Source organism: Actinomycetospora aeridis (assembly GCF_037400275.1).
Taxonomy (GTDB): Bacteria; Actinomycetota; Actinomycetes; order Mycobacteriales; family Pseudonocardiaceae; genus Actinomycetospora; species Actinomycetospora aeridis.
This window is the reverse complement of the sequence record NZ_JBBEGL010000003.1, coordinates 397,613-416,898: the sequence shown is the minus strand read 5'-3', so window position 1 is coordinate 416,898 and position 19,286 is coordinate 397,613. Positions and strand designations below refer to the sequence as shown.

Sequence of the window (19,286 nt, the reverse complement as noted above, 5' to 3'; positions counted from 1 at the left end):
TGCGCGCCTAGAAGCAGCGAACAGCACGTTCGTTGCTCAGCCGGCGGGCGACAGGGGCAGGGCGCCGGGGTGCAGGGGCGCGGGGAGGTCGGTCGTGCCGTCGGGGTCGAGGTAGCGGTCGACCGCGGCGGCGGCCGAGCGGCCCTCCGCGATCGCCCAGACGATCAGCGACGCCCCGCGGTGCGCGTCGCCGCACACGAACACGCCCGGCGCGTCGGTCTGCCAGTCCGAGCCGCAGCCGATCGACCCCTTCGGGGTGCGCTCGATGCCCAGCGCCGGGAGCAGCGCCATGTCGTCGGGGCCCGTGAAGCCGATGGAGAACAGCACGAGGTCGGCGGGCATCTCGTGGATCTCCTCGCTGGTCGGCACGACCTCCCGGCGCCCGTCGGCGTCGCGGCGGACCTCCACCGAGGACAGCTCGACCGCCCGCACGTGCCCGCGGTCGTCGCCCACGAAGCGGCGCACGGCGGTGGCGAAGAGGCGCTCGCCGCCCTCCTCGAGCGCCGGCGGCGTGCGGAACACGTACGGCCAGGTCGGCCACGGCGAGCTCGACTCCTGGCGGGTCCTCGGCGGCGGCGGGTACTGGTCGAGCTGGTGCACGGCGAGGGCGCCCTGCCGGGTGGCGGTGCCGTAGCAGTCGGCGCCGGTGTCGCCGCCGCCGATGACCACGACGTTCTTCCCCCGGGCGTTGATCGGCGACGGCCCGTCGCCCTCGCACTCGCGGTTGGCGGGCACGAGGTAGTCCATGGCGAGGTGGACGCCGTCGAGATCGCGCCCCTCGACGGTGCGGTCGTCACGCCCCGCGAGCGCCCCGACGGCGAGCACCACGGCGTCGTGGTCGGCCCGCAGGCGCTCGACGGACAGGCCCGCGCCGCCGACCTCGCAGTCCACGACGAACCGCGTGCCCTCGGCGCGCATCTGCTCGAGGCGCCGGTCGATCTCCCACTTCTCGAACTTGAACTCGGGGATGCCGTAGCGCAGGAGCCCGCCGAGGCGGTCGTCGCGCTCGAACACCGTGACGTCGTGCCCGGCACGGGTCAGCTGCTGGGCCGCGGCGAGCCCCGCCGGACCCGAGCCGACCACGGCGACCCGCCGGCCCGTGCGGTTCGAGGGCGGTTGCGGCTCGACGTGCCCGTCGGCCCACCCGACCTCGGCGATCGACCACTCCACGCGCTTGATCGCCACCGGGCCGGGTTGGCTCGTGATCGACAGGACGCACGCCGCCTCGCAGGGCGCCGGGCACAGCGCGCCGGTGAACTCCGGGAAGTTGTTGGTCGCGTGCAGCCGGTTCGTCGCCCGCGCCCACTCCCCGCGGCGGACGTGGTCGTTCCACTCCGGGATGAGGTTGCCCAGCGGGCACCCCGCCCCGCCGGAGTGGCAGAACGGGATGCCGCAGTCCATGCAGCGGGCGGCCTGGACCGTCGTGCCCTCGCGCACGTCCGGGTCGGTGAGCGGAGCGTAGAGCTCGTGCCAGTCGGCGCGGCGCTCCTCGACCGGGCGCTTCGGGTTGTCCTGCCGCTCGTACTTGAGGAATCCCCGCGGGTCAGCCACCGGCCGCCACCTCCATGATCACCTCGTTGGGGTCGCGGCCCTCGGCCTGGGCGCGCTGCGTCGCGTCGAGGACGCGTTGGTAGTCGTCGGGCACGACCGTCGTGAAGCGGCCGACGGCCGCGTCCCAGTCGGCGAGCAGGGCGCGCGCCCGGGGCGAGCCGGTGAGCTCGTGGTGCCGGGAGACGACGCCGTGCAGCCAGTCGGCCTCTACATCGTCGACCGCGCGCAGCGACACCATCTCGGGGTTGACGCGGACCTCCGGCAGGTCGAGCACGTAGGCGATGCCGCCGGACATGCCCGCGCCGAGGTTGCGCCCGGTGGCGCCGAGGACGACCACGCGCCCGCCCGTCATGTACTCGCAGGCGTGGTCCCCGGTGCCCTCGACGACGGCGAGCGCCCCGGAGTTGCGGACGCAGAAGCGCTCGCCGACCTGCCCGCGCAGGAACACCTCGCCGCCGGTGGCGCCGTAGGCGATGACGTTGCCGGCGACGACGTGCTGCTCGTCGACGCCGCCCGCGAAAGGCGCGTCGGGGTGCGGTCGGACGATCACCCGCCCGCCCGAGAGCCCCTTCGCGAGGTAGTCGTTGGCGTCACCGACGAGGTCGAGCGTCATGCCCGGGGGCAGGAAGGCGCCGAACGACTGGCCCGCCGAACCGGTGAACGCGACGTGCACGCTGTCGTCGGGCAGCCCGGCGTCCCCGTGCCGGCGGGTGATCTCGGCGCCGGTGAGGGTGCCGACGGTCCGGTTGACGTTGCGCACCGGCATCTCCAGGCGCACCGGGTCGCCGCCGGCGATCGCGCCCTCCGCGAGCGCCATCAGCGTGCGGTCCAGCGCGCGGTCGAGGCCGTGGTCCTGGGGCCGGGTGCGGATGCGGGCGGTGGGCGCGCCCGTCGGCACGTCGGGCACCGTGAACAGCGGCGTCAGGTCGATGCCGCGGGCCTTCCAGTTCTCCACCGCCTCGCGGCCGTCGATCAGCTCGGGGTGCCCGATCGCCTCGTCCAGCGAGCGGAAGCCGAGCGCGGCGAGGTGCTCGCGGACCTCCTCGGCGATGAACCAGAAGAAGTTCTCGACGAACTCCGGCCGCCCGGTGTACCGCTTGCGCAGCTCCGGGTTCTGCGTCGCCACGCCGACCGGGCAGGTGTCGAGGTGGCAGACGCGCATCATGATGCAGCCGTTCACCACGAGCGGGGCGGTGGAGAAGCCGTACTCCTCGGCCCCCAGCAACGCGCCGATGATCACGTCACGGCCGGTCTTCATCTGGCCGTCGACCTGGACGGTGATCCGGTCGCGCAGGCCGTTGAGCATCAGCGTCTGCTGGGTGTCGGCCAGGCCGATCTCCCACGGGCTGCCGGCGTGCTTGAGGGAGGTCAGCGGCGCCGCGCCCGTGCCGCCCTCGTAGCCGGAGATCAGCACGACGTCGCTGTGCGCCTTGGCCACGCCGGCGGCCACCGTGCCCACGCCGACCGACGACACCAGCTTGACGTGGATCCGCGCGTGCTCGTTGGCGTTCTTGAGGTCGTGGATGAGCTGTTTGAGGTCCTCGATGGAGTAGATGTCGTGGTGCGGGGGCGGCGAGATCAGGCCGACGCCCGGCGTCGAGTACCGGACCTCCGCGATCCAGGGATAGACCTTCTGGCCCGCCAGCTGGCCGCCCTCGCCGGGCTTGGCGCCCTGGGCCATCTTGATCTGGATGTCGGTGGCGTTGACCAGGTACTCGCTGGTGACGCCGAAGCGCCCCGAGGCGACCTGCTTGATCGACGAGCGCTTCGACGGGTCGTACAGGCGGACCGGGTCCTCCCCGCCCTCGCCGGTGTTCGACTTGCCGCCGATGTTGTTCATGGCGATCGCGAGGTCGGTGTGGGCCTCGGCGGAGATCGAGCCGTAGGACATCGCGCCGGTGGCGAAGCGCTTGACGATCTCCGCGGCCGGCTCGACCTCCTCAAGCGGCACCGGCGTCCTGTCCTCGGTCCGCAGGCGGAACATGCCGCGCAGCGCCCCGCCCGCCGCGATCAGCCGGTCGGCCTCGGCGGTGTAGCGCTTGAACACGTCCCACTGCTTGGTGCGCGTGGAGTGCTGCAGCAGGAAGACCGTCTCGGGGCTGAACAGGTGCAGCTCGCCCTCGCGGCGGTAGGCGTACTCCCCGCCCACCTCGAGCTTGCGGTGCTTGCGCTCCCCCGGGTTGTCCGGGTACGCGCGGCGGTGCCGCTCGCCGGTCTCGCGGGCCACGAGGTCGAGGCCGCCGCCGCCCAGCTTCGACGAGGTGCCGGTGAAGAACTCGTCGACGAAGTCCTGCGAGAGCCCGAGCGCCTCGAACGCCTGCGCGGCGGTGTACCCGGACACCGTCGAGATGCCCATCTTCGACATGACCTTGCGGACGCCCTTGACCAGCGCCCCGACGTAGCGCCGGATCGCGTCGGGGGTCTCGACGCCCTGCATCCACCCGTTGTCGATCATGTCCTCGATCGACTCGAAGGCCAGGTACGGGTTGACTGCCGCGGCGCCGTAGCCCAGCAGCAGCGCGACGTGGTGGACCTCGCGGGCGTCGCCGGTCTCCGCGACGAGCGCGACCTGGGTGCGTTCCCGGGTGGCGACGAGGTGGTGGTGCACCGCCGACACGAGCAGCAGCGCCGGGATCGGCGCCCACTGCTCGTCGGAGTCGCGGTCGGAGAGCACGAGGATCCGCTTGCCGTGGGCGATCGCCGCGGACGCCTCGCGGCGCACCCGGTCGAGCGCGTCGCGCAGGGCCTGCTCGCCGCCGTCGACCTCGTAGAGGCCGCTGATGACGGTGGCCGCGAAGCCCGGCATGTCGCCGTCGTCGTCGATGTGGATGAGCTTGGCCAGCTCGTCGTTGTCGATCACCGGCTCGGGCAGCACGACCTGCCGACACGACGCCGGGCCCGGGTGGAAGAGGTTCTGCTCGGGCCCGATCGCGCGGGCCATCGACGTGACGAGCTCCTCGCGGATCGCGTCGAGCGGCGGGTTGGTGACCTGGGCGAACAGCTGGACGAAATAGTCGTAGAGCAGCCGTGAGCGCTCCGAGAGCGCCGCGGTGGGCGTGTCGGTGCCCATCGAGCCGAGGGGCTCCGCGCCGGTGGTGGCCATCGGCACGAGCAGGATGCGCTGCTCCTCCTCGGTGTAGCCGAACGTCTGCTGGCGGCGCATGACCGACTCGTGGGTGTGCACCACGTGCTCGCGCGCGGGCAGCTCGTCGAGGCGCACCAGCCCGGCGTGCAGCCACTCGCCGTACGGCTCCTGCGCCGCCAGCGCGCTCTTGTACGCGTCGTCGTCGACGACCTCCCCGGCCCGCGTGTCCACCAGGAACATCCGCCCCGGCCGCAGGCGGCCCTTGGCCAGCACCTGGTCGGGCGGGACGTCCAGGACGCCGGACTCGCTGGCCAGCACGACGCGGTCGTCGGCGAGCTGCCACCACCGGGCCGGGCGCAGGCCGTTGCGGTCGAGCGTGGCGCCCATCTGCGTGCCGTCGGTGAACACCACGGCGGCCGGGCCGTCCCACGGCTCCATGATCGTGGCGTGGAACCGGTAGAAGTCGCGCTGGTCGGCGGGCATCTCGGCGTGGTTCTCCCACGCCTCCGGCATCATCATCCGGACCACGTGCGGCAGCGGACGGCCGCCGAGCTCGAGCAGCTCGAGCACCTCGTCGAAGCTCGCCGAGTCCGACGCGTCGTCGTGGCACACCGGCATGGCGCGCTGCAGGTCGCCGGGGAAGAGGTCGGTGGCGAGCAGGGCCTCGCGGGCCCGCATGCGGTTGCGGTTTCCGCGGACGGTGTTGATCTCCCCGTTGTGCGCGAGGCGGCGGTACGGGTGCGCCAGCGGCCAGCTCGGGAAGGTGTTGGTGGAGAAGCGGCTGTGCACGATCGCGATGGCGCTGACCAGGCGCTCGTCGCCCAGGTCGCCGAAGAACAGCGGCAGCTGGTCGGTGGTGAGCATGCCCTTGTAGGTCATGGTCCGGCTCGAGAGGGACGCGAGGTAGACCCCGCACCCCTCGTCCTGCGACTGGTGCTCCACGCGCTTGCGCAGGACCCAGGCGAGGCGGTCCAGGGCGATCCCCGCCACCGAGCGGTCGGCTGCGACGACGACCGGCTGCGCGAAGTGCGGCATCGCCCCCCGGGCCACGGACCCCACGTCGGCGCCGTCGGGGTCGACGGGCACGTCGCGCCAGGCGAGGACCTCGAGGCCCTCCTCGGCGGCGAGGCGCTCCACCAGCGAGACCGCCTTGACCCGGTCCTCGGGGTCGGCGGGCAGGAACGCCAGCCCGGTGGCGTAGGCGAGCACGGGCGCGCCGCCGTCGGGCGAGGGCGCCGGTTCGGGCAGGGCGACGTCGACCGTCGCGCGCACCAGGGCGTCCGGGACCTGGATCAGGATGCCGGCGCCGTCGCCGCTGGTCGGCTCGCTGCCCGCGCCGCCGCGGTGGTCGAGGTTGTGGAGGACGGCGAGCGCGTCGCGCACGATGCCGTGGCTGCGCTCACCGTGGACGTGGGCCACCGCGCCGACGCCGCAGGCGTCGTGCTCGTAGGCGGGGTCGTAGAGCCCCTGCGGGCCCGGAGCATGGGCGGGCATGGCAGTGCCTCCTCGTCGCGCGGCGGGTGATCGGTCCCGGGGACGACGGTGGCCCTGGAGGGGTGCGGCGGTCGGCGGCTCGTGTGCTGGAGGCGCCCCGCACGGAGGTGAGACGCACCGACCGCGGCGCCGGACCCCGACGTCCCGCGCGGTGCAGCTCGATCCTAGACGGCGAACCGGGCCGCGGCAGGCCCGTCAGGACCGGTCGTCAGTCTCCGGTCGAGCGTGGACGTCAGCTCTTGGCGCTCGACGGGGGCTCCGCCGGCACGTCCTCCTCGCGCTCCTGCGCGGGATCGGCGGGCGCGGCGTCGACGCTGCTGGAGCTCGACGACCCACCGTGGCCACCGGCCTCCGCGGCCGGCGACTTCTCGTTGCGGCGCGCCTCCACCTCGTTGTGGGCGCGCTGGTCCTCGGTGCTGTCCCCGGTGCTCTTGCCGGTGCTGCTGTCGGCCACGAGTTCGGGCGTACCCGGGGCCTCGTCCCCCGAACCCGTCGCGGCCGTGCGCCCGAACACCTCACGCGGCCGGCCGCGGAAGACCACCATGTACAGCACGGCGCCGACGAACACGACGGCCGAGACGACCACGTTGATCCGGATGTCGCCGAACACCCGGGTCGCGGGGTCGGTGCGCATGAGCTCGATGGCGAAGCGCCCGGCGGTGTAGCCCGCGACGTAGAGCGCGAAGGCCCGGCCGTGCGAGAGCCGGAAGCGCCGGTCGGCCCAGACCACGAGGGCGGCCACCGCGAGGTTCCACAGCAGCTCGTAGAGGAAGGTCGGGTGCACGATCGCGATCGGCGTGGGGTCGACCACCACGCCGGTGAGGTTGTCGGGCAGCCCGGTCGACGGGTCCACCCGTCGGTAGATCTCGAGGCCCCACGGGAGGGTCGTCGGCCCGCCGTAGAGCTCCTGGTTGAACCAGTTGCCGAGCCGCCCGATGGCCTGCGCGGCGACGATCCCGGGGGCGGCGGCGTCCGCGAAGGCCGTCAGCGGGATGCCGCGGCGCCGGCACCCGATCCAGGCGCCGACCCCGCCGAGCGCGATCGCGCCCCAGATCCCCAGCCCGCCCTGCCAGATGTAGAGCGCGGCGACCGGGTCGCCGCCGGGGCCGAAGTAGGTCGGCCAGTCGGTGGCGACGTGGTAGAGCCGACCGCCGATGAGCCCGAACGGCACGGCGAACACCGCGATGTCGGTGACCGTGCCGGGCTCGCCGCCGCGGGCGACGAAACGGCGCTCGGTCCAGAGGATCGCCACGACGATCCCGGCGATGATGCAGAGCGCGTAGGCCCGCAGCGGGATCGGCCCGAGCTCCCAGACGCCCTGGGGCGGGCTGGGAAGATAGGTGGGGACGGCGACCGCGGCGAGCACGTCCGTCACGCTATCGCCCGCCCGTCAGCGGCCGGTGTGCTGGCCCCGCACCCCGGCGGCCAGCTCGGTGGTCAGCCGCGCGACGGCCGCGCGGCCGTGCTCGGCGGCGCTCACCAGCGCGGACCCGACGATGACGCCGTCGGCGAAGCTCGCGACCTCCCCGGCCTGGGCGCCGTTGCGCACCCCCAGTCCGACGCCGATCGGGAGGTCGGTGTGGCTGCGGGCGCGGCTGACGAGCGTCGTCGCCGTATCGGACACGGCGTCGCGGGCGCCCGTGACGCCCATGGTGGAGGCCGCGTAGAGGAAGCCGCGCGTCGCCGCGGTCGTCGCCGCGATGCGCTCGTCGGTGGACGACGGGGCCACGAGGAAGATCGGCGCCAGGCCCTCGCGCTCCGCGGCGGCGAGCCACCCGGCGCCCTCGTCGGGCACCAGATCCGGGGTGATGACGCCGAGACCGCCGGCGTTCGCCAGGTCGCGCGCGAACGCGTCGACGCCGTAGCGCAGCACCGGGTTCCAGTACGTCATGACGACCGCGCGCCCGCCGCGGGCGGCGAGCTGCTCGACGACCTCGAGGGTGTCACGCACGCGGACCCCGGCCCGTAGCGCCGCCTCGACGGCGTGCTGGATGACCGGGCCGTCGAGCACCGGGTCGGAGTAGGGCAGCCCGACCTCGACGAGGTCGGCGCCCGCGGCGAGGGTCTGCGTCAGCAGGCCCACCGAGCCCTTCACCGTCGGGTAGCCCGCGGGCAGGTAGGCGATGAGCGCGGCACGGTCCTCGGCCTTCGCGGCGGTGAAGACCTCGCCGAGGCGCTCCACACCCGTCTGCACGCCCGTCACAGCTCCCGCTCCCCCGTCTGCGCGTCGGACTCGGCCGGCGGTTCCTCGGTCGGCAACGACGCCGGGTCGACCAGCCCGAACCAGCGGGCGGCGGTGTCGACGTCCTTGTCGCCGCGGCCCGAGAGGTTGACCAGGATCGTGGCGTCCGGCCCGAGGATCTTCCCGAGCCGCAGCGCGCCCGCGATCGCGTGTGCGGACTCGATCGCCGGGATGATCCCCTCGGTGCGGCAGAGCAGCCGGAACGCCTCCATGGCCTCGGCGTCGGTGACCGGCTCGTAGGTGGCCCGGCCGGAGTCGGCGAGGTAGGCGTGCTCGGGGCCGACGCCCGGGTAGTCGAGGCCCGCCGAGATCGAGTGCGTCTCGAGCGTCTGGCCGTCCTCGTCCTGCAGGAGGTACGACATCGCGCCGTGCAGGGCGCCCGGCGAGCCGCCGGTGATCGACGCGGCGTGGCGGCCCGTGTCGACGCCGTCGCCCGCGGCCTCGTAGCCGACGAGCCGGACGCCGGCGTCGTCGAGGAACGGGTGGAAGATCCCGATCGCGTTGGACCCGCCGCCGACGCAGGCGACGACGGCGTCGGGCAGCCGGCCGTAGGCGGCGAGCACCTGCTCGCGGGCCTCCAGGCCGATCACCCGGTGGAAGTCGCGCACCATCCGCGGGAACGGGTGCGGCCCGGCGGCGGTGCCGAGGATGTAGTGGGTGTGGCCGACGCTGGAGACCCAGTCGCGGTAGGCCTCGTTGAGCGCGTCCTTGAGGGTGCGCGACCCGGTGGTGACCGGCACGACCTCGGCCCCGAGCAGGCGCATCCGCGCCACGTTGAGGGCCTGGCGCTCGGTGTCGACCTCACCCATGTAGACCTGGCACTCGAGGCCCATCAGCGCCGCGGCCGTCGCAGTGGCCACGCCGTGCTGGCCCGCGCCGGTCTCGGCGATCACCCGGGTCTTGCCCATGCGCTTCGTCAGCAGAGCCTGGCCCAGCACATTGTTGATCTTGTGTGAGCCCGTGTGGTTGAGGTCCTCGCGCTTGAGCAGGATGCGCGCGCCGCCGGCGTGCTCGGACAGGCGCCGCGCGTCGGTGACCGGGGAGGGACGGCCGGCGTAGTCGCGCTGGAGACGGTCGAGCTCGGCGAGGAACTCCGGGTCGTGGCGCGCCTTCTCGTACTCGGCGGCGACCTCGTCCACCGCGGCGATGAGCGCCTCCGGCATGAACCGCCCGCCGTAGGGCCCGAAGTGGCCCCGGTCGTCGGGTTCGTGCGCGGTCCCGGCGAGACCCTGGCTGGCGGAGCTGGCCGACGTCATCTCAGGTACTTCTTCCTGCACGAGGTGGGCGGGGACGTCGGCGGGGCGACGAGCGGGCGTGGGTCAGCGCGCGGGCTTCGGGCACGCCGGGTGCGACCCCGCCGTGACGAGCTGGCGCACCGCCGCCCGGGGATCCTCGGCCGTGGCCATCGACTCGCCGACCAGCACCGCGTCGGCACCGTGGCCGGCGTAGGTCATGAGGTCGCCCGGGCCGCGGACACCCGACTCGGCGACGCGCAGCACCTCGCCGGGCAGGCCCGGGGCGATGCGACTGAAGACCGAGCGGTCGACCTCGAGGGTGTGGAGGTCGCGCGCGTTGATGCCGACGAGCTTGGCGCCCGCCCGCAGCGCCATGTCGGCCTCCTCCTCGTTGTGCACCTCGACCAGGGCCGTCATCCCGAGGGACTCGACCCGGTCGACGAGCGCGTCGAGGGCGTTCTGCTCCAGCACCGAGCACATGAGCAGCACCAGGTCGGCGCCGTGGGCCCGCGCCTCGTGCACCTGGTAGGTGCCGACCACGAAGTCCTTGCGCAGCACCGGGACGTCGACCGCGGCGCGCACCTTGTCGAGATCGTCGAGCGAGCCGCCGAAGAAGCGCTGCTCGGTGAGGACGCTGACGACCCGGGCGCCCCCGTCGGCGTAGCGGCCGGCGAGCCAGGCGGGATCCGGGATGTCGACCATGTGGCCCTTGGAGGGGCTCGCGCGCTTGACCTCGGCGATGACCCCGATGCCGGGGCCCTGCAGGGCGGCGATCGCGTCGCGGGCCGGCGGCGCGGAGGCCGCCTTGTCCTTGATGACGTCGAAGGGGACGGCGACCTCGCGAGCGGCGAGGTCGGCCCGGACCCCTTCGAGGATCTGCTCCAGGACGCTCACGCCGGGTCTGCCCCTTTCCCCCGTCCGAGTTCGCTCCATGTTAACCCGCCCCTCCTCCGGCGCTGCCCACCCCGTCGGAGGGTCCCGCGCGGGGTCCGTCGGGAGGATCGGGGTCCGGCTCGCGTGTGGGATCGCGGGTGGGATCACGGCCGTCGTCGAGGGCCTCCCACAGCGCCTTGTCCGGGTCGGTCGGGCGCGGACGCGCGTCGCGGGTGCCGGCTCCCGGGGCGTCGTACTTCGCGCCCAGGCGCGGCAGCACCGCGGCCCAGCGCACCGTCAGCAGCCCCGCGGCGAGCATCACCAGGCCGCCGACCAGCCCGAGGAGCGGGCCGCCCACGACCACCTCGGGTGGCAGCGGGCGGTCGCCGGGCCGCATCCCGTCCGGCAGCGCGGCGGCCGAGGGGGCGAGCAGCCCGCTCGCCGAGCGGAGGACGGCCCAGAGCCCCGCGACGGCGACCAGCGTGCCGACCACCCGCCGGCCCCAGCCGGCCGTGGCGACGAGGCCCCCGATCGCGGCCAGGCACAGCAGCGCCCAGGGCACCAGGATCGGCTCGGCGGTGGCGCCGTCGGCCGAGCTCGTGCGCGTCCCGGGGACGCCCTCGACGACCTGGCTGACCCAGGACAGCCGCGACGATCCCCACAGCACCGCGGCCGCGACCGCCAGGAGCACCGCGACGAGCCCGAGCAGGCGTGCGGGTGGCGCGGAGGGCCGGCGCGGGACCCCTGTCACGGCACGACCGGAACGGGAGCGGCGGATCCGTTCTCGTCGGCGTGCACGCCGGAGACGGTCGCCGGCGTGGCGACGGTGTCGGCGGCGGCCACGGCGGCGAGGACGGCGCGCGCCTTGTTGACGCACTCCGTGTCCTCGGCCTCCGGGTCGGAGTCGGCGACGATGCCCCCGCCGGACTGGACGTAGGCGACCCCGTCGCGCAGCAGCCCGGTGCGGATCGCGATCGCGGTGTCCGCGTCGCCCGCGAAGTCGAGGTAGCCGACGATGCCGCCGTAGAGCGCGCGCCGGGTGGGCTCGAGCTCGTCGATGATCTGGAGCGCCTTCGGCTTCGGCGCCCCCGAGAGCGTGCCCGCCGGGAAGCAGGCCGCCACGGCGTCGAACGCGGTGCGCCCGGGCGCGAGGCGCCCGCTCACCGTGCTCACGAGGTGCATGACGTGGCTGTAGCGCTCGATCTCGAAGAACCGGCGCACGGTCACCGTGCCCGGCACGCACACCCGGCCCAGGTCGTTGCGCCCGAGGTCGACGAGCATGAGGTGCTCGGCGCGTTCCTTCTCGTCGGCGAGCAGGTCCTTGGCGAGGAGGGTGTCCTCCTCGGCGTCGGCGCCGCGCCAGCGCGTGCCGGCGATCGGGTGGGTGGTCGCCACGCCGTCGCGCACCGTCACCAGCGCCTCGGGGCTCGAGCCGACGATCTCGAAGGGCCGTCCGTCACCGTCGGCGAGACGCAGCAGGTACATGTAGGGGCTGGGGTTGGTCATCCGCAGCACCCGGTAGACCTCGAGCGCGTCGGCCGACGTCTCGAGCTCGAAGCGCTGGGAGACCACGACCTGGAACGCGTCGCCCGCGCGGATGCGCTCCTTGGCCACCTCGATGGCGGCGTGGTGCTCCTCCGGCGAACGTCGCCGGCGGATATTCTCCGGGCGCCCGGCCTCGCGTGCGGTGGCGACGGTCGACGGCGCGGGCGCCGCGAGCTCGGCGGTCATCCGGTCGAGCCGGGCGAGGGCGTCGTCGTAGGCGGCGTCGGCGCGCTCGGGGCTGTCGTCCCAGTTCACCGCGTTGGCGATGAGCGTGACCGTGCCCTCGTGGTGGTCGAGCGCGGCCACGTCGGTGGCGAGCAGCATGACCATCTCGGGCAGGTGCAGGTCGTCCACCGCGTGGTCGCCCACCCGCTCGAGCCGGCGTACGGCGTCGTAGCCGACGTAGCCGACCAGCCCGCCGGTGAGCGGCGGCAGGCCCGGGAACGGGTCGGTGCGCAGGCGCTGCAGCGTCTCGCGCAGGACGGCCAGCGGGTCGTCCCACGTCCGCTCGTCGTCCGGGCCGCCGGGCAGCCCGACCGGCACCTGGCCCGTCCACACCGCGCGCCCGTCGGCCTCCGTGAGCGTGGCCGCGCTGCGGGCCCCCACGAAGCTCCACCGCGACCACGACTCGCCGTGCGCCGCCGACTCGAGCAGGAACGTGCCGGGCCGCCGCCCCGCGAGCTTGCGGTAGAGCCCCACGGGCGTCTCGCCGTCGGCCAGCAGCCGGCGCGTCACCGGGATGACGCGGTGGTGGGCGGCCAGGGCGTGGAACCCCGCGCGATCGGGCACGACCGCGCCGAGCGGGGCGGTGGAGGCGTCGGACGGGGGCACGCCGTCATTGTGGCCCCCTCCCCCGACAGCGCTCCCCCACCGGGTCGGCGGGGCGGGGCGAGATCCGCAACGAACGCCCTATCGGCGTGCTCAACGGGACGTTCGCTGCTTCTACGCGTCGAAAGTCCCCGTTGATCACGCGCGCGGCGCCCACACCGGAGATCAAGAGCGTCTCAAGCACCCGCCCGCGCACGCCAGGTGCACCACGCGCTCCTGATCACCCGCGAGCGGCCGCGCCCTCCCCCGGCGGCTCCACCGCCGGCTCGCCGGCCGGTTCCGGCGCCGGGGCCGCGCGGGTCCGGGCCGCGACGGCGACCGCGCCGAGGACCACCGCGCAGCCGAGGAGCTGCAGCACGCCCGGGCGCTCGCCGAGCACAACGGCGCCGAGCAGGACCGCCCCGACGGGCTGGAGCAGCAGGATCGAGGCGCCGGTCGAGGACGCGAGCCGCGGGAGCGCCGAGGCGATGAGCACCCAGCCGATCACCTGCCCGACGATCGCGAGCGTGATCAGCCAGCCCAGCGCGGGCCAGCCGGGCGCGAGGTCGATGCCCTGCCAGAACGACCCGACGACGAAGGAGGTCACCGCGGCGCCGACGGTCGCGAACGCGACGGGGGTGAAGCGCTGCCCCGGCCCGGCGCCGAGACGCACGAACAGCAGGTAGCCCGCGTAGGCCACCGCGGCGATCAGCGCCGTGACCGTGCCCCGCACCGGCGCGGGCGCCGACGCGGCGTCGCTGCCGCCGACCAGCCCGCCGGCCAGCGCCACGCCGACGAGCATCACCGGCACCGCGAGCACGAACGTCCGTCGCACCCGCTCGCCCAGGACGAGGAACGCCAGCAGCGGCAGGATCACGACCTGCGCGTTGACGACGACCGTCGACACCCCGGCCCCGACCGAGCGCACCGACTCCGCCCACAACGTCATGTCGAACCCCAGCAGCACGCCCCCGACGAGCAGCATCACGGGCCGGTTCCCGGTGCTCGCGGCGACCCGGCGCCGGCGTCGCCACTCCAGGTACGCCAGCGGGGCGAGGATCGGCAGCGCGAGCGCGCAGCGGAAGAACGTCGCGGTCCCCGGGCTGACGTCGGCGAGCGCGATGAAGATCGGCGAGAACGCGATGCAGAGGCTGCCGGCCACGGCGACGAGGCGCGGGTCGAGGCGGACACGGGGTGCGGGGTCGGTCGTGGTGGGCGCGGGGCGAGGCAGGGAGCGCGTCACGCCCACGATGTTGCGCGCCGCAACAGTTGAGAACCAGCGATCCTTTCTGCGCCTGACCCGTTAGATTCTCTACCGTGTTCGCGCTCGACCGCCTCCGTGCCCTCGACGCCCTCGCGGGCCGGGGATCGATCGCCGGTGCGGCCGCCGCGCTGCACCTCACGCCGTCGGCCGTCTCGCAGCAGCTCGCGAAGCTCGAGCGGGAGGCGGGCGCCCCGCTCACCGAGCCCGCCGGGCGCGGTCTGCGGCTCACCGCGGCCGGGCGGATGCTCGCCGAGCACGCCGCCGACATCCTCGCCCGCGTCGCCGCCGCCCGGCTCGACCTCGACCGCCTGCGCGACGAGGTGGTCGGCGAGCTGCGCATCGGCGCCATCCAGACCTCGGTGCACGCCCTCGCCCCGCCGACCCTCGCGCGCCTGCGCCGCGCCCAGCCCGACCTGCGGGTGGCGCTGGCCGACGGCGAGGCCGAGGAGACGCTGCCCGCGGTGCTCGCCGGCGACCTCGACATCGCCGTCGTCGAGAACTGGGAGGGCTCGCCGGCACCCATCCCGGCCGGCACCTCGCGGGCGCGGCTGTGCGACGACGTCATCGACCTGCTGCTGCCGGCCGGGCACGCGCTGGCCGGTCGGGAGCCGGTGACGCTCGCCGAGGTCGACGACCTCGACTGGGTCGCCGACGGCGTCGGCACCCGGGCCGGGTCGTGGCTCCTGCACACCCTGCGGGCCCAGGGACTCGAACCCCGCGTGACGTGCCAGGTCCGCGGGTTCGGGATGCACGTCGAGCTCGCGGCGGGGATCGGGGTGGCGGCGCTGGTCCCCCGCCTCGCCCGGCCGCCGCTGCCCGCCGCGGTCGTCGCGGTGACCACCGACCCGCCGCTGCGCCGCAGCATCGACGCGGTCTGGCGCACCGACCGGGAGACGGCGGCCGTTCGCGCGGCGGTCGAGACGTTCACCGCCGTCGCCGGCGAGCGCGACGCCGTCGCGGCCGGCTCGCCCGGGCGGACGGACCCCGCCGCGGAGACCCCTCAGGCGTCGCCGGGCAGCAGGACGTCGGCGTCGAAGCAGGTGTGATCGCCGGTGTGGCAGGCGGCGCCGGACTGGTCGACGAGCACGAGCACGGTGTCGCCGTCGCAGTCGAGGCGCACCTCGACGACCTTCTGCACGTGGCCCGAGGTGGCGCCCTTGACCCAGAGCTCGTCGCGCGAGCGCGACCAGTAGGTGCCCTCGCGGGTGGCGATCGTGCGGGCGAGGGCCTCGTCGGACATCCACGCGACCATGAGGACCTCGCGGGTGTCGTGCTGCTGGACGACCGCGCACACGAGGCCGTCGGGCCCCCGCTTGAGGCGCGCCGCGATCGCCGGGTCGAGGTCCCAACTCATCGGATCTCCACCCCGTCGGCCCGCAGCGCGTCCTTGACCTCGCCGATCCGCATGATCCCGAAGTGGAACACGCTGGCCGCGAGCACCGCGTCCGCCCCGGCCGCCACGGCCGGCGGGAAGTGCTCGACCTCGCCGGCGCCGCCACTGGCGATCACCGGCACGTCGACGAGCGCCCGCACCTTGGTGATCATGTCGAGGTCGAAGCCCGCCTTGGTGCCGTCGGCGTCCATCGAGTTCAGCAGGATCTCCCCGACGCCGAGCTCCTGGCCGCGCTGGGCCCACTCGAGGGCGTCGATGCCCGTGCCGCGCCGCCCGCCGTGGGTGGTGACCTCGAAGCCCGACGGCGTCAGCTGCCCGCCCTCGGGGACGCGCCGGGCGTCGACCGACAGCACGATGCACTGCGACCCGTAGCGCCGGCTCGCCTCGCCGAGGAACTCGGGGCGGGCGATGGCCGCGGTGTTGATGCCGACCTTGTCAGCGCCGGCACGCAGCAGCTTGTCGATGTCGTCGTTGGTGCGCACCCCGCCGCCGACCGTCAGCGGGATGAACACCTGCTCGGCCGTGCGCCGCACGACGTCGTAAGTGGTCTCGCGCTCGCCCGAGGAGGCGCTGACGTCGAGGAAGGTGAGCTCGTCGGCGCCCTCGGCGTCGTAGAGCCGGGCCATCTCGACGGGGTCGCCCGCGTCGCGCAGGTCGACGAAGTTGACGCCCTTGACCACCCTGCCGGCGTCGACGTCCAGGCAGGGGATCACGCGGACGGCGACACCCATACCGATCAGCCTAACCGCGCCCCACGTGAGCACTTTCCGGGCCCGTGGGCCCGGAATGTGCTCACGTACGTGTGAGGGCCAGCGCCTCGGCGAGGGTGAAGTTGCCGGCGTACAGGGCCTTGCCGACGATCGCGCCCTCGACGCCCCGGGGCGCCAGCGCGGACAGGACCCGCAGGTCGTCGAGCGACGAGACCCCGCCGGAGGCCACGACGGGACGGTCGGTGCGCGCGCACACCGCCTCGAGCAGCTCGGTGTTGGGTCCGGTCAGCGTGCCGTCGCGCCCGACGTCGGTGACGACGTAGCGCGCGCACCCCTCGGCGTCGAGGCGGGCGAGCACGCTCCACAGGTCGCCGCCGTCGGACACCCAGCCGCGGGCGGCGAGCCGGTGCCGTCCCTCGCTGATCTTCACGTCGAGCCCGACGGCCACCCGGTCGCCGAACTCGGCGATCGCCTTCGCGCACCACTCGGGGTCCTCGAGCGCCGCGGTGCCGATGTTCACCCGCTCGCAGCCGGTGCCCAGCGCCCGGCGCAGGGAGGCGTCGTCGCGGATGCCGCCGGACAGCTCGACCTTGATGTCGATCTCCGCAACGACCGACGCCAGCAGCTCGGCGTTCGAGCCGCGCCCGAAGGCGGCGTCCAGGTCGACGAGGTGCAGCCACTCGGCGCCGTCGGCGGCCCAGGCGCGCGCCGCGTCCAGGGGGTCGCCGTAGCCGGTCTCGGTGCCGGCGACGCCCTGGACGAGCCGGACGGCCTGGCCGTCCACGACGTCCACGGCGGGGAGCAGGTCGATGGTCACGGCGCGCGATTTTGCCCTACGGGCCCAGCAGCGCCGACCGCCGCCGCTCCAGCAGCTCCCGCTCGGCGAGCGTGCGCACCAGCTCGAGGGCCCGGTCGATCTCCGCGACGGCCTCGTCGCGACGCCCGAGCGTGGTGAGCATGTCCGCGCGCACCGCGGGGAGCAGGTGGTAGCCGGTCAGCGCCGGCTCGTCGCGCAGCGGCTCGAGCACCGCGAGCCCGGCCTCGGGCCCCTCGGCGCGCGCCACCGCCACCGCCCGGTTCAGCTCGACCACCGGCGACGGCGCGAGCGCCCCGAGCTCGGCGTAGAGCGCGGCGATGGCCGCCCAGTCGGTGTCGTCGGTGGACCGGGCACGGGCGTGGCACGCCGCGATGGCCGCCTGCAGCGTGTACCGGCCGCGCGCCCCCGACCCTGCCGTGGCGCGCTCCAGCCCCGCGAGCCCGCGTCGCAGCAGCACCCGGTCCCACCGGCTGCGGTCCTGGTCGCCGAGCAGCACCGGCTCGCCCGACGGCCCGATCCGCGCCCGCAGCCGCGAGGCCTGCAGCTCCATGAGCGCCACCAGGCCGTGGACCTCCGGCTCCTGCGGGCGCAGCGCGGCCAGGACCCGGCCGAGCCGCATCGCCTCGACGCACAAGGTCGGGCGCGTCCAGTCGACGCCGGTGGTCGCGGCGTAGCCCTCGTTGAACACGAGGTAGATCACCTCGAGCACCGGGCCGAGCCGGTCGGCGAGCTCGTCGCCGACGGGCACCGCGAGGGCCTCCGGGCCGACCCCCGCCAGCCGCTTCTTGGCCCGGGAGATCCGCTGCCCGATGGTGGGCGACGGGACGAGGAACGCGTGCGCGATCTCGTCGGTGGTCAGGCCGCCGAACAGGCGCAGGGTGAGGGCGACCCGCGACTCGCGCGCGACCGCGGGGTGGCAGGTCGCGAACAGCAGCGCGAGCACGTCGTCGCCCAGCGCCGCGGCCCCGTCGCCGACCTCGGCGTCCGCGGCCGGCGTCGTACCCGACTCCCCCGCCTCGAGCGTCCCGGTCTTGCGCACGAGCGTCTGCTCGCGCCGGATCATGTCGATCGCGCGCCGCCGGGCCGTCGCGGCGAGCCACGCCGCCGGGTTGTCGGGGACGCCCTCGACCGGCCACTGCTCCATCGCCGCGACGAGCGCGTCGTGGGCGAGCTCCTCGGCCCGGCCGACGTCGCGCACGAGCCGCGCGACGCCGGCCACGATGCGGGCCGACTCCATCCGCCACACCGTCTCGAGGACCCCGAAGGGATCGGGCCGGGCGGGGTCGGTGGTCGTCGGGGCGGTCACCCGTGCTGCTGCGCCTGCCGCGCCCGCAGCTCCTCCTCGGCCTCCATGACCTCGGGCGGGGCGATGCCCTCGAAGTCCTCGGGCTCGCTGACCCGACGCACCTCGATGCGCTCGCCGTCGCGGAACGGGGCCCGGCGCGCCCAGGACACCGCGTCGGAGAGCGAGTCGACCCCGAGGATCCAGAACCCGCCGACGAGCTCCTTGGCCTCCGCGAACGGGCCGTCGGTGACGGTCGGCTCCTCGCTGTCGAAGGACACGAGCGCGCCCTTGGCGCTGGGCAGCAGGCCCTCGCCGGCGAGCAGCACCCCGGCGTCGACCATCGCGGTGTTGAACTTCGCCATCTCCTCGAAGAGGGCGGGGTCGGGCGGCGTGGCCGCCTGGGCGGCCTCGTCGTACTTGAGCAGCAGCATGAAGCGCACGGTGTCCTCCGGGGTGGGGTTGTCGTTCGGGGAGCTCAGACCTGCTCGCGCTCGGCGACCCGCCGGCGCAGGGTCGCCTCGGCGTCGAGCACGTCCGCGGGGGCGACACCCTCGAGGTCGGCCAGCTCGGCGATGCGGCGGACCTCCAGCCGCACGCCCGGGCCGATCGGGCAGCGGCGCGCCCACTGCACGGCCTCCTCGCGCGAGGCGACCTCGATCATCCAGAAGCCGGCCACGAGCTCCTTGGCCTCGGCGAAGGGCCCGTCGGTGACGGTCGGCGACTCGCCGTCGTGGGTGACGACGAAACCGTCGGCGCTCGGGGTGAGGCCCTCGGCCGCCAGGAGCACACCGGCGTCGACGAGGTCGGTGTTGTACCGGCCCATCGCCTCGAAGATCCCCTCGGCCGGTGGGGCGTCGGGACCCTCCACGGCCATCGACTCCGGGGCCGACATGATCAGCATGTAGCGCATCGGGCTCTCCTCGCGGCTCGTCGACGGGATCGTCCACCCCGCCGCTCGCCCTCGCGTCGAACGGGCGGCGACGCT

16 protein-coding genes are annotated in these 19,286 nt (G+C 74.7%); 1 reads left to right on the top strand and 15 read right to left on the bottom strand.

The genetic code is table 11. The annotated features are described in order from the left end of the window. Positions 1-36: 36 nt before the first annotated feature. The 9 genes from WCD41_RS12540 to WCD41_RS12500 all read right to left on the bottom strand — a co-directional run bounded on the left by WCD41_RS12540 (position 37) and on the right by WCD41_RS12500 (position 14,075). On the bottom strand, positions 37-1,551 hold the full coding sequence (locus WCD41_RS12540) for a glutamate synthase subunit beta (RefSeq protein WP_337713758.1): 1,515 nt from the start codon (positions 1,549-1,551) through the stop codon (positions 37-39). Continuing rightward, positions 1,544-6,130 carry a glutamate synthase large subunit gene (gltB, locus tag WCD41_RS12535; RefSeq protein ID WP_337713757.1) on the bottom strand — a complete coding sequence of 1,529 codons (4,587 nt, stop codon included), beginning with the start codon at positions 6,128-6,130 and terminating at the stop codon, positions 1,544-1,546. The genes WCD41_RS12540 and gltB overlap by 8 nt, the downstream gene beginning before the upstream one ends. Positions 6,131-6,362: 232 nt before the next feature. Beyond that, positions 6,363-7,496: a prolipoprotein diacylglyceryl transferase gene (lgt, locus tag WCD41_RS12530; protein ID WP_373695123.1), complete on the bottom strand. Its 1,134-nt coding sequence runs from the start codon at positions 7,494-7,496 to the stop codon at positions 6,363-6,365. Between the two features lie 24 nt (positions 7,497-7,520). Then, entirely contained in the window at positions 7,521-8,312 is a 792-nt protein-coding gene (gene trpA / locus WCD41_RS12525; RefSeq protein WP_337714213.1) for a tryptophan synthase subunit alpha, read from the bottom strand. Between the two features lie 17 nt (positions 8,313-8,329). Beyond that, the gene (trpB, locus tag WCD41_RS12520) at positions 8,330-9,628 is read right to left on the bottom strand and encodes a tryptophan synthase subunit beta (protein WP_337713755.1); all 1,299 of its coding nucleotides are present in this window, start codon (positions 9,626-9,628) and stop codon (positions 8,330-8,332) included. Positions 9,629-9,691: 63 nt separating this feature from the next. Next, a complete protein-coding gene (gene trpC, locus WCD41_RS12515) occupies positions 9,692-10,501 on the bottom strand; it encodes an indole-3-glycerol phosphate synthase TrpC (protein ID WP_337713754.1) in 810 nt (269 codons plus the stop codon). A 40-nt stretch (positions 10,502-10,541) separates the two neighbouring features. Continuing rightward, complete coding sequence (locus WCD41_RS12510) at positions 10,542-11,231, bottom strand: Trp biosynthesis-associated membrane protein (protein WP_337713753.1); 690 nt, start codon at positions 11,229-11,231, stop codon at positions 10,542-10,544. Further along, positions 11,228-12,856, bottom strand: coding sequence for an anthranilate synthase component I (locus tag WCD41_RS12505; RefSeq protein ID WP_337713752.1), 1,629 nt, complete (start codon positions 12,854-12,856; stop codon positions 11,228-11,230). The genes WCD41_RS12510 and WCD41_RS12505 overlap by 4 nt, the downstream gene beginning before the upstream one ends. 217 nt (positions 12,857-13,073) lie before the next feature. Continuing rightward, complete coding sequence (locus WCD41_RS12500; RefSeq protein ID WP_337713751.1) at positions 13,074-14,075, bottom strand: DMT family transporter; 1,002 nt, start codon at positions 14,073-14,075, stop codon at positions 13,074-13,076. Positions 14,076-14,149: 74 nt separating this feature from the next. Between WCD41_RS12500 and WCD41_RS12495 the strand changes: the two genes are divergently transcribed. Then, positions 14,150-15,142 carry a LysR family transcriptional regulator gene (locus tag WCD41_RS12495; RefSeq protein WP_337713750.1) on the top strand — a complete coding sequence of 331 codons (993 nt, stop codon included), beginning with the start codon at positions 14,150-14,152 and terminating at the stop codon, positions 15,140-15,142. Here WCD41_RS12495 and hisI read toward each other — a convergent pair. From hisI to WCD41_RS12465, 6 genes are all read right to left on the bottom strand, one after another. After that, positions 15,097-15,450 (bottom strand): phosphoribosyl-AMP cyclohydrolase, encoded by a 354-nt coding sequence (gene hisI / locus WCD41_RS12490; protein WP_337713749.1) that lies wholly within the window; start codon positions 15,448-15,450, stop codon positions 15,097-15,099. The genes WCD41_RS12495 and hisI overlap by 46 nt on opposite strands. After that, the gene (hisF, locus tag WCD41_RS12485) at positions 15,447-16,220 is read right to left on the bottom strand and encodes an imidazole glycerol phosphate synthase subunit HisF (RefSeq protein WP_337713748.1); all 774 of its coding nucleotides are present in this window, start codon (positions 16,218-16,220) and stop codon (positions 15,447-15,449) included. Before hisF ends, hisI begins: the two co-directional genes overlap by 4 nt. Before the next feature lie 61 nt (positions 16,221-16,281). Next, on the bottom strand, positions 16,282-17,016 hold the full coding sequence (gene priA, locus WCD41_RS12480; protein WP_337713747.1) for a bifunctional 1-(5-phosphoribosyl)-5-((5-phosphoribosylamino)methylideneamino)imidazole-4-carboxamide isomerase/phosphoribosylanthranilate isomerase PriA: 735 nt from the start codon (positions 17,014-17,016) through the stop codon (positions 16,282-16,284). A 16-nt stretch (positions 17,017-17,032) separates the two neighbouring features. Then, complete coding sequence (locus tag WCD41_RS12475) at positions 17,033-18,253, bottom strand: RNA polymerase sigma factor (RefSeq protein WP_337714212.1); 1,221 nt, start codon at positions 18,251-18,253, stop codon at positions 17,033-17,035. A 65-nt stretch (positions 18,254-18,318) separates the two neighbouring features. Further along, positions 18,319-18,732 carry a YciI family protein gene (locus tag WCD41_RS12470; protein ID WP_337713746.1) on the bottom strand — a complete coding sequence of 138 codons (414 nt, stop codon included), beginning with the start codon at positions 18,730-18,732 and terminating at the stop codon, positions 18,319-18,321. A 44-nt stretch (positions 18,733-18,776) separates the two neighbouring features. Next, positions 18,777-19,211, bottom strand: coding sequence for a YciI family protein (locus tag WCD41_RS12465; protein ID WP_337713745.1), 435 nt, complete (start codon positions 19,209-19,211; stop codon positions 18,777-18,779). Positions 19,212-19,286 lie beyond the last annotated feature (75 nt).